The organism is Rhizobium viscosum (assembly GCF_014873945.1).
Classification (GTDB): Bacteria; Pseudomonadota; Alphaproteobacteria; order Rhizobiales; family Rhizobiaceae; genus Rhizobium; species Rhizobium viscosum.
Window position 1 is genome coordinate 1,318,194 of sequence record NZ_JADBEC010000002.1, and the last position, 14,164, is coordinate 1,332,357.

A 14,164-nucleotide genomic window follows, 5' to 3' on the forward strand; every position below is an offset into this window, starting at 1 on the left:
TGAATTTTCTGACTTGACAAAAAACAGCCAGCGAACGCACCTATGCAACTCATACGTTGCGCTTCGGGGGTCGAAACGCGCTGAAGAAGAATGAATCCTGTCCATCGGACAGCGCTCCGTTATCGAGAGATAGCGGAAATATATCATTATTATAAGTGTGTTAGAGAGAAACCAGAACATGCTGTTGGTGACTGAAGACGCTACTATCGCCACGAGTGCGATTGGAGACGCCGCCAAACGATTCAACTATTCATTGCCTTCGGAAAACTCAACCACAAATGGCGCATCCGCGCTCTCCGGGATGATTAGTCAGCTCCCGATTTCAACGAAGGAATCCCTGATCGCTTTCCGCAACGAGAACGCGAACACCTACCTTTCCGAGGCGTTGCTGTTTGCCGAAACCTCTGGAACGACGGGCGCGCCGCTCCAGATACCAAGAACCCGCACCGACCTGATAAACGGGGTTCGAAACTACATCGAAGCCTACGGGACGGTGGTCCGGAGCGGAGAAGATCGGGTGGCCTTCATTCACCCGTCGATCTTGAGCCCGCTCAGAGACCTTACTGTCCGCGCCTTGCAGGATCTCAGTGTCGGAGTGATGACGTTGTTTCCGATACCCGGCCTGTGCGGTTACGAGCGGATCCATCACATCCTAAGCCAGAACCGAGTGACGACGCTGTTGACGTCACCATCAATCGTCTACCAGATCCTCTTCAACTTTGATCGTCTGGGCCTGAAGCTTCCTGGCTCCGTCAATCAGATACTGGTCACCGGGGAGTATTTTTCGGAGGCTAGCGCGACAAATATCAAGCGTCTCATCGACCGGGAGTGCCGGATCGCCCCGATCATTTATGGGGCGAACGAAATCGGCATGATGATGTATGCCGAGCGCGACTTTTCCTACCGAGCAATCGCCAGAGATTTCGTCTTCGAATGCATGCCGTTGGAAGTCGAGACGGACTATGTCGATTCAGTTGCCCCTGGTTCAAAAATTGGAGAGCTGCTGGTCACGGGCCTTACGCCAACCATCATGCCCATCGTGAGGTACGCCACCCGCGACGTCTTCAACTTCATTCCTGGCGCTGACGGAAGCTGGACCTTTCGACACCTGGGCAGGAAAGACGATTTCCCCATAAAGCTCGTGAAGAGAAACAAAATCGACGATCTGCTCTACTCTCTGGAAACGCCCATCTTCCACTACATTCTTCAATACGCTCCGAGCGAGGCCACTGCTTCGATCGAACTGCTCCTGCCCGCCAGTGACCTGCCGAACCGCTTCCAGGAGGAAACTGCGGACAAGATAGCGGACATCATTGGCACGGACACGCGGGTTACGGTGGATACCGAAAACTATGACGGCGGCTTCGTTCAGGGACAATGCGTATCCAAGGTCAGCCGCTTTAATCTCGCCGCCTGATCAACGAGCTTTCGGCCTCGTCGACGATACGCCCGTCGTGGAGCGAACGTGAGGCCTTCTATCCAATCACCAACACCGCTCGATGAGCGAAAAACGTGGAGCGAAGATCTTGGCACGTCGGGACCAAATCAAGTTGGGAGCGTTTCTATATCTTACCGGTCATCATCTGGCGGCCTGGCGCCACCCGGACACGTGGGCGGGCGATCAGCTCGAGCACTACACGGAATTTGCGCGCATGGCGGAAGCCGCCAAATTCGACGCGGTATTCATTGCGGATATCGCAGCGGTACGCCTCGACAAGGCCGAGGCTGCCGCCCACTCCGCCCACAGCGGTGTCTCGCATTTCGAGCCGCTGACGCTCCTTTCGGTCCTTGCCGCAGTGACGAATTGCATCGGGCTCGTCGGCACCGCGTCGACCACCTTCAACGATCCCTATAATGTCGCCAGACAGTTCGCCTCCCTCGATCACATAAGCAACGGACGAGCGGGGTGGAACGCGGTGACGTCGTCGGATCCTAATGCTGCGCCGAACTTTGGCCACGCCGAGCACGTTCAGCATGCCGATAGATACAAGCGGGCCGAGGAATTCGCGGACGTCGTAGCAGGGCTATGGGATAGCTTCGACGACGATGCGTTCGTCCGCGACAGAGCGAGCGGCAGCTACTACGATCAATCGAAGATGCGAGTTCTCAATCATGCCGGCGATTTCTTTCAGGTACGTGGTCCTCTCAACACTCCGCGCTCCCCGCAAGGTCGGCCCGTCATGGTCCAGGCGGGCTCGTCCGACGCCGGCAAGGATCTGGCGGCACGGACCGCCGAGGTGGTGTTCACCGTGCAATCGACGTTGGCGTCTGCAAAGGATTTCTACGCTGACCTGAAGTCACGCGCGCAGAGCTTTGGCCGGAGCCCGGACGCCATTAAGATCCTTCCAGGCCTTTTCCCTGTTGTTGGAGAATCGGTTTCGGAAGCGGAGGAGAAGCTCGAAGAGCTACAGGATCTCATTCTACCAATCGTCGGCCTCAGCCTCCTCGAGGGACTCGCGGGACGAACCGTCAGGCTCGCCGACTACCCGATCGACGGCCCGCTCCCGGACCTACCACTGACAAACAACCAGGTCAGCCGACAGGCTTTGGTCGTCGAGCTTGCGCGGAGAGAGAATCTGTCGATCCGACAGCTCTACAAGCGTCTGGCCGCGTCCCGAGGACATCTGACCGTCGTCGGAACCGCATCACAAGTCGCCGATGAAATGCAAGCCTGGTTCGAAGAGTTCGGCGCCGACGGATTCAACGTCATGCCCGCGACTATTCCGGGAGGATTGCGCGACTTCTGCCACCTCGTCATTCCCGAGCTGCAGCGTCGAGGCCTGTTTCGGCACGACTATTCCGGGCGGACGTTGCGTCACCATCTGGGGCTGAAGCGTCCTGACGCCATGGACATGCTCTCGCCCTTAGCTCCGGCGCATCGGGGATTGCTCGCCGGCCAATAGACTTGATTGTCCTGCGGCGGCGGGCGGCCTTTTCCATTGCCAAAAATACGGTTGTGGAAATAGCGCAAGCACAAGGAAAAGTAACTGGCCATTAACTCCTGAATAATAGGTCAGCCTTTCCGCTTCGTGAAATGAGCACGTTTCAGCCAAGAACTTTAACATTCTCGACCAAGCAGAAATCGTCCCGGACCGATGTCATTCCTTTCAAGAATCATTCTGCACAAAAGCAAAGCTCACTTCTCGTCGCGTCGGCTCAGGGGAGCCGTCCCGACTCTGCGCCGAAAGAGCCAATCGCTTCGAACGCGGGGACGCATTACCATCCTCGTCGTGGCGTTTGCGGCTGTCTACGGTCTGATCGGAGCCCGGCTCGTGCAGTATGGGGTCAAAGACGACGTCGTCCCTGGAACGCTACCACCCCTGAATGCCGTCGCCTCCCGCCCGAATATCCTCGATCGCAACGGCCAGCTTCTCGCGACCGACGTCCGCACGGTTTCGATGTATGCGGAGCCCTATAAGATTGTCGACGTCGATGAAGCTGTCGAGAAGCTGGCCACCGTCATAACCGATCTCGACATGAAGGACGTCTACAGCAAGTTGTCAGAGAAGAGATCGAAGTTTACCTGGATCAAGCGGCAGCTGACACCCAAGCAGCAAGGCCAAATCCTCGGCCTCGGTATTCCGGGCGTCGGCTTCAGGCCTGAGATGCGCCGATTTTATCCGGGCGGCTCTACCGCCGCTCACATCCTTGGTTATGTCGACATCGACAATCGCGGCGTAGCGGGAATGGAGCGGTTCATCGATTTGCAAGGTTTCTCGGATCTCTCCGCTGCAGGTCTGACCCTGGGAGCCGACCTTGAGCCCGTGACGCTGTCGATCGACGTGCGGGTTCAGAACGTCGTCCACGACGTTGTGCTTGCGGCCCTCAAGAACTATCGAAGCAAGGCAGCCGGCGCCGTGGTCCTGGACGTCCGGACCGGAGAGGTGCTGGCCATGGCATCTGTTCCTGATTTTGACCCGAACGATCCGGCCGCTACCGGAACCGACGGATGGCTGAACCGCATGTCGAACGGCACATTCGAAATGGGATCCACTTTCAAGACCTTTTCAATGGCGCTTGCTCTCGATACCGGCAAGGTGACGCTGAACGACAGTTTTGATGCGACGAAGCCGCTGCGTATTGGTGGGTTCACCATCCGTGATTCTCACGGTGGCATGCGCCGATGGCTGACGGTTCCTGAGATCTTTAGATATTCCTCGAACATCGGCACAGCGAAAATGGTCGATATCGTCGGCGTTGAAGTGCAGCGCGAATATCTCACCAAATTCGGCCTCCTCACGAGAATGCAGACCGAGCTTCCGGAGGTTAAGTCACCATCGCAGCCGAGGGTCTGGAAAAAGATCAATTCAATTACGATCTCCTTTGGCCATGGTGTTTCGACGACGCCGTTGCAAACCGCAGTGGCGGGAGCGGCACTGGTCAACGGCGGACTCCTTGTCTCGCCTACGTTCCTGCCCCGAAGCCGCGCCGAGGCGACGGCCGCAGGACAACCAGTCGTGAAGGCGTCTACCAGCGACGCAATCCGTTATCTTTTTAAGCTAAATGGCGAGCAGGGGTCAGGTCGAAGTGCTGACGTCCCAGGCTTTCATGTCGGCGGGAAGACCGGAACGGCGGACAAGGTGGTCAATGGTCGCTACGACTCCCGCTTGAACTTCAACGCCTTCCTCGCAGCCTTTCCGATTGACGATCCGCAATATGTGGTCCTGACCTTCTGTGACGAGCCACGCACCGGCGAAAATAACCTGACGATGGCGGCCCAGACCGCAGCACCAATGGTGCGCGATATCGTTGGACGTATAGCCCCCATGCTCGGAGTGGAACCGAGATTCGGCAATGGCAATATGCAGCTTTATCCGCAAGATTACTAACAGTCAGGGGAAAGTTGCGGGCTTTGCAGCGGTCAACGTCTACTTGTCTTGGTCGCCTTGAACCAATTCGAACCGCTCCCCCGTTTGTTCTGCCGTCGGATCAAGGCGATCACTATGGACCCCAATTATGCGATAAGCTGGTGCTCGCCTGCGGAGCCGTGCGGCCCAATGGACCAACGGTGATTGTTTCGTGTGGCATTGCTCACGTGGAGTGGGAAGCGACAAGATTGAGCTAAGTGAGCGCTAGCGTGATCTTCAGCATTCAGAATCCGCGTTACTAGCCCGATGCAAATTATCCAGCGTGATCTCGCTCCAGCCAGCGAGATATGCTGGTGCATGTCGATGCCAAGAATCAGCAGCACTTGGCGCGTCGTTGGACCGCAGACATTTCTGTTGGCCAACTGATGCGACAGCCCATTACTACAGCCGAAATTGGAAATCGTGTTCTGGCCACACTGCAACCGTCAGCGGCCTATGCGTCTCGATTTGATCGGTTCGAGGCGATCTCCTCGACGACTGCCTTGGCCTGCACCCGAATGTCAGGGACGGCCGTAATTTCCCAGAATTGTCCAGCCGTCAAAGCGCCGACTGCAAACAGCCGGGTGGGCAAGATCCGGGAAGGCCCCAGCACTTCAGAAGTGGCATCCACCTGTATCCCAAGGCCAAGGGGATCGGGAGCGATCAACTGAAAGCGGCTCATTTCTTTCAAAAGCGGTGAATGGCTGATGCCGGCGCGCTCCATTCCCGTACAGTTGACCAGCCAATCTGCCCTGATCCCTGCGATCTCTCGTGTCCCTCTCACCCTGTATCCGGCGAGAAGCGTGCCCTCCTCGGCTGCCAGCGATTTCAAGAAGCCTGCGTGGAAGCGCACTGTTCCTTCCGAGACTAGCTTCTCGAACCTGTCGAACACATCAGGGGCGACCCGATGACGGTGAATGTTCCACCAGGGAAGGGCATGGCGCAGGAAACGGGCTCGCTCCTCGGATGAAAGCCGCTGCCAGAGAACCTGCGTCATCGGCCTCAGGCCGTCCATCACGGCTCGCCAATCGGCAGTCTCCCCGCTCTTCGTCCTCAAGCTCTTCAATATACCGCTGATTGTCCCGGGAAGCGTCTGAACATCGATCAGCAGAGGCGCTGGAGGGGTCTTCGCATGTCCGAGCGGTGCGAGCCCGCGACGCGAAAGCACATCGATCCTGCCGCGATGGCCATGGGCGCGAAGAGCAAGAACCTGATCGATCATCGTCAGGCCGGAGCCGAGGATACAAACGCTTTCGGAGGGCGCGACGAGCCTCAGCCACGAGAGCCGCCAAGGATTCTCGACGATCCGTGATCGCAAGAATGGCGGGACGTCAACCGGATCGACCGGCAGGCTGGCGTTGCCGACGCCAAGGCAGAGCACGACGTTCCTGCCAGCGATCTCATCGCCGTTGCCGAGATGGAAGGCCAGTGTGCTGTTATACCGCTCCACACATCCCGCCGCCTTGGCCTTGATGAAATCGACCTGGCAACGGTCGTCTCGTTTGCGAAGCAGCTGTGCAAGCGTATCCCTGACGTAAAGCCCGTAATCGCTGCGCGAGGCAAAATCGGTCGCCTGCATCGTACGTCCACGGCTCTTCAACCACTCGACGAAATCGTCTGGACGATGCGGCAGCAAGCTCATGCGGCCTGCGGGAACGTTGAGGCGATGAAGGTAGAGTTCCGTCCGGTAGGCCGTCCCGCGGCCGAAACCCGGATCGTCGCCTATGACGGCAACCTTTGCCGAAGCGGGAAGCTGCTCAATGAGATTGCAGGTCACGGCTATCGCCGAAAAACCCGCACCGACCACGACCACATCGTATATCACTGTACTCTCCTGAAACCTCTGGCACCTTCGCCTCTGCCGCTCACTCGCGTCTGAAATTACTCCACGCAGAAGGCTCACGAAGATAATTATCGTTGTAGTCTATAGAAGAAGCATACAAACGATTTCAATTTAATCACGGGCGCGCCAACGTGCCTTTCCGAGTCGTCACCCGACTCGCCCGCCGGGCTGGAAAGGACCTTGGTCCCAGCGGGGGTGACTTTCGCTTCAGCCATCAACCATTCCCATGCACTCGCAATCGGTGGATTTTCGACCGTGTCGGCCGGCGTGAAAAAAATTTGGGCGGACCGACAGCGGGTGAACCAGCCGGCCGGCAGCCAGATTGTAGGCAACAAGGGAAAGATCGCCTGACGCAGCTTTTCGGCCTTCGAGGCCGCCTTGACCGCAAAGTCCGTGTTCCCGAATAGAGACCGGGGCGGCATGGCGACAACTTATTCCCGTCGCACGATTGGCAAGCGAAGCCCACATCCCTCGCACATCCGCACGATCTCCGACTTGGAAAAAAATTCTTTGAGCGACCCCAGAAGGGGAATGACCTGTCTTTCTCCCCATTAAAGGTCGATTTAGAAGAGAGACAAAGACGCCCCCGGCTCAGCGCCCAATCAAGTGATTTCAAGCCAGAAAGTTATGAAAGCTTCCATTTCAGATCACATCCTCACTTCAGCCGGCGCGCTCTTCTATCGGGAGGGTATCCGCGCTGTTGGCATTGATCGCATCGTCTACGAAACGAATGTCGCCAAGGCGACGCTTTACCGGCATTTTCCATCCAAGGATCATCTCGTTGCGGCCTATCTTCAGGACCGCCATGAGCGGGTCATCAGCTCTCTCGAAACCGTCCTCGACGAGGCACCAGATCCGCGCGATCAGCTGAAGCTGATCTTCGAACGTTTGCACGAGAAGGCAGATAGCCCTGAATTTCGAGGGTGCGCATTTGCTCTTGCAGTCGCCGAGCACGGCGATTCAGAACGTGTCGTCGCTGTCGCGCGCGCTCACAAGGCAACGGTGAGCCAGATGTTTGCCGCGCTCATGGCAAGAGCGGGCGTAGAGACAGGTCAGCCGGCCGCTCATCTTTCCCTTCTATACGAAGGCGCACTGGCGACAGTGGCCGTCGGCCGCGATCCCCGGGCTGTGCTGACCGCCAGAGACTGCGCCCTTTTCGTCTTCGACGCCGCACTTTCGCTGATCAAGAGGGCTGAGAAGCGCATAGCATGACAAAGACAATTGACTACTTCTTCGGCATCGGTTCGCCGTGGTCCTTCATCGGTCTCGATGCCTTTTCGGAACTTGCACAAAGGCATGGGGTCTCGATCCGTCCGCACGCCATCTCGGTGATAGAGGACAACGGCGGCATCTACTCCCGCAACAGGCCCGAGGCGCGGCGCGCCTACTGGACCAAGGACCTGAAGCGCTGGGCGGCATTGCGCGGCAAGACGCTCAACTTCGAAAATCGCGCTGCCCTTTCCGATCCGACTCCCGCGGGCTTCATGGTCATTGCCGCCATCGAGGATGGCTTGGACTGGCTCAAGCTGACGCGCGCCCTCCAGGCCGCCTTCTGGACGAATGGCGATGATATTGGCCGAAGCGAAGTCCGCCAGGCGATAGCCGAAAAGGCAGGCTTCGATGGAGCAAGGCTCGAAGAACGAGCCCAGTCGGAGGCGATCCAGTCAGTCTGGCGATCCAACATCGAAGCTGCCAAGAGCGCCGGCATCTTCGGCCTCCCGACGTTTCGATATGAGGACGAGCTCTACTGGGGACAGGACAGCCTGCCGTTCCTGGAGCGCCATCTGAATGGCGAGAAGATCGCCGTCTGACACCGTAAGCGGCTTGGCGAAGACGCGCTGCGTCTACACTTGGCGAGATTTCTCCCGCCACCGGCACCGCTGACAAAGGAACTGATAAATGGGCGCCCTATCGGCCGAGCTATCCAATCAGCTGCTATCGACATTCGGCAACCGCTTCTCGATTTCGCAGGCGCTGCGTGAACAGCATGGCCACGGTGAATCCCATCATGCGCAGGCAATACCGGATGCCGTGGTGTTCGCACAGAGCACGGACGATGTTGTAGAAACCGTCCGTCTCTGCTCCGCCGCAGGCGTGCCGGTGATCGCCTTCGGGGCGGGAACCTCGCTGGAGGGCCACCTGACCGCAGTGCACGGCGGTGTATCCATCGACCTTTCCCAGATGTCGCAGATCATTCGCGTCAGCGCCGAAGATCTCGATTGCACCGTCCAGGCCGGCGTCACGCGTGAACAGCTGAATGCACATCTGCGCGACCAGGGCCTGTTCTTTCCGATCGACCCGGGTGCCAACGCCACGATCGGCGGCATGGCAGCAACGCGCGCATCGGGCACCAATGCGGTTCGTTACGGTACCATGCGCGAAAACGTGCTGTCGCTTACGGTCGTGCTGCCGAGTGGGAAGGTCATCCGGACAGGTGGGCGGGCGCGCAAATCGTCTGCGGGGTATGATCTTACCCGCCTCTTCGTTGGTTCGGAAGGCACGCTCGGCATCATCACCGAGGTGACGTTGCGGCTCCAGGGCGTGCCGGAAACCATTTCGGCTGCCCTTTGCTCGTTCGAGAGCGTGGAGCAGGCGGTCAGCGCAGCAATCGCGATCGTTCAGCTTTCCATCCCAGTCGCTAGGATGGAGCTGATGGACCGTAGCTTGATCACTGCCGCCAACGCCTATTCCGGCCTCTCCCTCAGGATCGAAGATACGCTTGCCTTCGAGTTCCACGGATCCCCTGTCTCGGTTCAGGAGCAGGTCGAGCTGGTTGCGGAAATCGTGACGGATCACGGTGGCAAGGATTTCGAATGGGCCAATGCACCGGAAGAGCGAAATCGCCTCTGGAAGGCCCGCCATAACGCCTTCTACGCGGTGGTCTCGCAACGGCCAAATGCCCGGGGCTGGTCATCCGATGTCTGTGTTCCGGTGTCGGAGCTCAGCGGTTGCATTCTCAAGACGCGCGCGCTGCTGGAGAACTGCAGTGTTCCGGCTGCCATTCTCGGGCATGTCGGCGACGGCAACTATCATGTGGTCTTCGCGGTCGACCCTGACAACAAGGCGGAGCTTGCGGAAGTCGCGGCCATCAACAAGAAGATGGTGGAGCATGCAATCTCCGTCGGTGGCACGTCGACCGGCGAACACGGCGTCGGCACCGGCAAGATCGGCTATCTGCGTCAGGAGCACGGAGACGCCGTCGAGCTGATGGCCCTGATCAAGAATGCCATCGATCCCAAAGGCATCATGAACCCCGGCAAAATCCTGCCGGGGTAAGCGTTGGAGATCTCTTTCCACCCTAGTCGCGGGACACGATGCAATGGACGGCTTCAAGACCCACAGCTCTCATTGGGGCGCATTCTATGGGCGGCAACAGGACGGAAAGCTCGAAATCCAGCCGCATCCGGCCGATCCGCATCCATCTCCCCTGCTCGGCAATCTGCCAGCAATCGCCCATAGCCCCGCCCGCATCCGGCGCCCCGCCGTCAGACGCGGCTGGCTTGAGCGCAAGCCCAAGAATGCGGAGAGGCGCGGTAACGACGGCTATGTCGAAGTCACCTGGCCGGAAGCGCTCGATCTTGTCGCCAATGAGCTTCGTCGCGTTCATGGGGAATCCGGGCCACGGGCCATCTTCGGCGGCTCGTACGGCTGGTCCAGCGCTGGACGGTTTCATCATGCGCAAAGCCAGATCCATCGCTTCCTCAACGTGCTCGGCGGATATGTTAGGTCGGTCAATACCTACAGTTCGGGCGCGGCGATGGTCATCATCCCGCATGTGCTCGGCCCTTACGATAGCTTTGACCGAAAGAGCGTCACCTGGGAGGCGATCGAGCGCAGCAGCGAGTTGATCGTTGCCTTCGGCGGCATGGCGGTCAAGAACACCGATGTCCATGGGGGTGGCATCAGCCGGCATGTCGTGCGCCCCGCATTAAGCGGTGCACGCGCACGGGGCGCACGCTTCGTTCTTATCAGCCCGCTCAAGGATGATATTGCGACCGATCTCGATGCGGAATGGCTGCCGGTCACCCCTGGAACCGATGTCGCGCTCATGCTCGGGATCGCCTTCGTTCTCATCAGCGAGGGGCTGCATGACAGAAGATTTCTCGACCGCTATACGGTCGGCTATCCACGCTTCGAGGACTATCTGCTGGGCCGCGAGGATGGCGTCGAAAAGAGCCCGCAATGGGCCTCCGGTATCTGCGGCATCGCTGCCGGGACGATTGTGGATCTGGCGCGGAGCATGGCGAGTGCCAGAACGCTGATTACCGTCAGCCATTCGCTGCAGCGCGCCGATTACGGCGAGCAGCCGGTCTGGATGGGGATCGTGCTGTCGGCGATGCTGGGTCAGATCGGACTTGACGGTGGCGGCTTTTCCTATTCGCTCGGCGCGCTCGGCAATATCGGCAAAAGCCAGCTCGCCGTCCCGCTGCCGACGCTCAAGCAATTCCACAATCCGGTGCCGGATTTCATTCCCGTCGCACGGATTGCCGACATGCTGCTCAACCCTGGCGGCCCGTTCCACTACAATGGTCATGCTTTGCACTATCCGAACATCCGCCTCGTCTATTGGGCTGGCGGCAACCCGTTCCATCACCATCAGGACCTCAACGGGCTTCGCCAGGCGTTCAAGAGGCCGGAGACGATCATCGTGCACGAGACGGCATGGACGTCCTCGGCACGCCACGCCGATATCGTCCTGCCGGCAACCACCACGCTCGAACGCGACGACATCGGAGCCGCCGACCGCGATCCGATGATGCTCGCCATGAAGAAGCTGATCGAACCGGTTGGCGAAGCACGCGACGACTATGAGATTTTCGCTGATATCGCAGAGCGCCTCGGCAAGCGCGAAGCGTTCACCGAAAACCGGTCGACCCGTGAGTGGCTCGCCTTTCTCTTCGAAACGACACGGCACGCGCTCGCCGCCGACAGTCATCCGGCGCCGGATTTTGAGACCTTCTGGGATCGGGGTGAATTGCGGCTTCCGCTTAGGCCGGACGATGGTGGACCTGCTCGCGTTTTCAGGGATGATCCGGACACAAATCCCCTGCCGACACCATCAGGCAAGATCGAGATATTCTCGGAGACGATCGAAGGTTTTGGTTATGAGGATTGCCGCGGTCATCCGCGATGGTATGCACCGGATGAGGACGCAATGGCTGCGGAAAGCCACTACCCCCTCTATCTCGTCTGCAATCAGCCTTATTCGCGCCTTCACAGCCAGCTGGACTATGGTGACTTCAGCCGTTCGACCAAGATCGACGGCCGGGAGCCGGTCCGCATCAACCCTGCCGATGCGGCCGAACGCGGCATTTCGGACCGGGACATCGTCAGACTGTTCAACGCGCGCGGCAGTTGCCTGGCGGCTGCCGTGATCAGTGCGGATGTAAGGCCTGGCGTGATGCAGCTTGCCACCGGCGCGTGGTTCGAGCCTGATAATGCGGATGCCGAGATGGCCATGTGCATTCATGGCAATCCCAACATCCTGACCCGCGATGCCGGCACATCGCAGCTTGCCCAGGCCTGCACAGGACAGCTGACGAGGGTCAACGTCGAGCGGTTTACCGGCGAACTGCCGCCCGTGCGCATTCTCGAAGGGATGACGTTTACCGGCGGATAGAATGGCGGCGAGTACTCACGCTGCTGGATGATCAAGCGTTGGAAATCCTGATCCTCGTGTTTCAGATTGCGCTGATAAAATAATCTACAAATTTGGTAGAAAAAGAACAACCAGTCTTTCTCGAAATCGATCTGCTCACATAGGCTCCTGTTTGCAATCATTCCGGCAACCAAACAGGACCGCTTCATGAACGACCGCTCTTTCCACCTGCATTTTTCCCGGCGTCGTCTGCTGACCGCCACCTCTGCATTGGCATTTGCCGCTCTGGTCGCAACAGCGGGTGTAACCCCGGCATTGGGTGAGGACGGAGCCCATGATGGCGGAGATGTCGTCTTCCTGATCGACTCCCTCGGGGACACCTGGATCCCCAACAACAGCGCGATCTCAAGCTTTCAGGGCCATATCTGGGGCCATGTCACCGACAAGCTTCTTTATGTCGATGCCGACGGCAAGGTCAGCCCCTGGATCGCCGAGCGCTGGGAGCAGAACGACAATGCGACCGAATTCACCCTGCATCTGAAGACCGGCGTGACCTTCTCCGATGGCAGCCCGCTCGATGCGCCAGCCGTCGTCGCAAATCTCGACATCTGGTATGCCGGCCGCAAGAGCGAGGGTATCAACCCGATCGGCCTTTTCCCGAAGACCTATGATCATGCCGAAGCCGTCGATGCGACGACGGTGAAGGTCTTCTTCAAGAAACCCACCCTCGGCTTCATCCCGACGCTCGGCTACCACGGCTCGATCCTGATCTCTCCGAAGACCCTCGCGTCGCCGGCGAGCGCCCAGGCGGATCTTGGCAAGACCTCGGGCAGCGGTCCCTATGTCGTCGAGTCCTGGAAGGAAGGCGACTACGTCAAGCTTGTCAAGCGCCAGGATTACAACTGGGGGCCTGCGGCAGTCGGCCAGACCGGTCCCGCCCATCTTGATACGATCACCTACAAGCTCGTGTCGGAACCGTCGCTGCGGGTTGCGGCAGTGCAGTCCGGCCAGGCCGACGTCGCCTATAATGCATCTCCTCAGGAGCTCGAGTCCCTGAAGTCGGAAGGCCTGACGGTCGCCACACCCCGCTATCTCGGCTTCGTCAACGGCTGGGCGATCAACACCAAACTTGCCCCTTATGACGACGTGAAGGTTCGCCAGGCGCTTCAGGCAGGCATCAATCGCCAGGAGATCGTCGACACCGTCTATACCCCCGACTGGAAGCTCGCGACGTCCTTCATCCAGAGCAACGTTCCGGGCGCGACAGACCAGAGCGCGCTGCTGGCCTACAATCCTGAAAAGGCGGAGAAACTCCTCGACGAGGCAGGATGGAAGAAGGGCTCGAATGGCATCCGCGTCAAGGACGGCAAGCCGCTGTCGCTGACGCTGAACTCGAATCCCTACCTCGCGACATCGAAATCGATCGACGAACTGATTTCGCAGCAGCTCGGCAAGATCGGCTGGAAGGTCGATATCCGTGCCTATGATGTCGTCACTTATGGCCAGAAGGTCAAATATGGCGGCGCCGGAGTGCCGGCCTACGAGGTGACCCGCTCCTTCATCGACGCTGGCACCGTCGCCAGCATTTTGACCAACGCCAACAATGGCGAGAACTGGTTTGCGCTCGATGAGAGCGACAAGGCCCTTAACGACCTGCGCGACAAGATCGCCGGCGCCGGCTCGATCGACGCTCGCAAGCCACTTCTCGACGAGCTGCAGAAATATGTCCTCGACCAGGGCTATTTCATTCCGCGAACGCAGATCGTCCAGCGCATCTACGTGCAGTCGCCGAAGCTCAAGGGCGAGGTCTACAACGGCGTCGCCTATGCCAGCTACTACACGGCGACGAAGAGCGAATAGCCGGCCATTCAACAG

Annotated in this window: 9 protein-coding genes; 8 read left to right on the forward strand and 1 reads right to left on the reverse strand. The window is 58.9% G+C overall.

The window, feature by feature from the left end; translation table 11 throughout:
* Positions 1-178 precede the first annotated feature (178 nt).
* From H4W29_RS26855 to H4W29_RS26865, 3 genes are all read left to right on the forward strand, one after another.
* On the forward strand, positions 179-1,417 hold the full coding sequence (locus H4W29_RS26855; protein ID WP_192731860.1) for a phenylacetate--CoA ligase family protein: 1,239 nt from the start codon (positions 179-181) through the stop codon (positions 1,415-1,417).
* A 106-nt stretch (positions 1,418-1,523) separates the two neighbouring features.
* The gene (locus H4W29_RS26860; protein ID WP_192732815.1) at positions 1,524-2,903 is read left to right on the forward strand and encodes an LLM class flavin-dependent oxidoreductase; all 1,380 of its coding nucleotides are present in this window, start codon (positions 1,524-1,526) and stop codon (positions 2,901-2,903) included.
* Between the two features lie 192 nt (positions 2,904-3,095).
* A complete protein-coding gene (locus H4W29_RS26865) occupies positions 3,096-4,829 on the forward strand; it encodes a peptidoglycan D,D-transpeptidase FtsI family protein (RefSeq protein WP_192731861.1) in 1,734 nt (577 codons plus the stop codon).
* A 472-nt stretch (positions 4,830-5,301) separates the two neighbouring features.
* On the opposite strand, the gene H4W29_RS26870 is transcribed toward H4W29_RS26865, so the two are convergent.
* Positions 5,302-6,672, reverse strand: a complete 1,371-nt coding sequence (locus H4W29_RS26870) for an FAD/NAD(P)-binding protein (RefSeq protein ID WP_192731862.1) — start codon at positions 6,670-6,672, stop codon at positions 5,302-5,304.
* A 645-nt stretch (positions 6,673-7,317) separates the two neighbouring features.
* Between H4W29_RS26870 and H4W29_RS26875 the strand changes: the two genes are divergently transcribed.
* The 5 genes from H4W29_RS26875 (at position 7,318) to H4W29_RS26895 (ending at position 14,149) form a co-directional block, all read left to right on the forward strand.
* A complete protein-coding gene (locus H4W29_RS26875) occupies positions 7,318-7,902 on the forward strand; it encodes a TetR/AcrR family transcriptional regulator (RefSeq protein ID WP_192731863.1) in 585 nt (194 codons plus the stop codon).
* Positions 7,899-8,501, forward strand: a complete 603-nt coding sequence (locus tag H4W29_RS26880) for a 2-hydroxychromene-2-carboxylate isomerase (RefSeq protein ID WP_192731864.1) — start codon at positions 7,899-7,901, stop codon at positions 8,499-8,501. Before H4W29_RS26875 ends, H4W29_RS26880 begins: the two co-directional genes overlap by 4 nt.
* An 88-nt stretch (positions 8,502-8,589) precedes the next feature.
* Positions 8,590-9,966 carry an FAD-binding oxidoreductase gene (locus tag H4W29_RS26885; protein ID WP_192731865.1) on the forward strand — a complete coding sequence of 459 codons (1,377 nt, stop codon included), beginning with the start codon at positions 8,590-8,592 and terminating at the stop codon, positions 9,964-9,966.
* Positions 9,967-10,009: 43 nt separating this feature from the next.
* Complete coding sequence (locus tag H4W29_RS26890) at positions 10,010-12,310, forward strand: molybdopterin guanine dinucleotide-containing S/N-oxide reductase (protein ID WP_192731866.1); 2,301 nt, start codon at positions 10,010-10,012, stop codon at positions 12,308-12,310.
* Positions 12,311-12,496: 186 nt separating this feature from the next.
* The gene (locus tag H4W29_RS26895; RefSeq protein ID WP_192731867.1) at positions 12,497-14,149 is read left to right on the forward strand and encodes an ABC transporter substrate-binding protein; all 1,653 of its coding nucleotides are present in this window, start codon (positions 12,497-12,499) and stop codon (positions 14,147-14,149) included.
* The last annotated feature ends 15 nt before the right edge of the window (positions 14,150-14,164 follow it).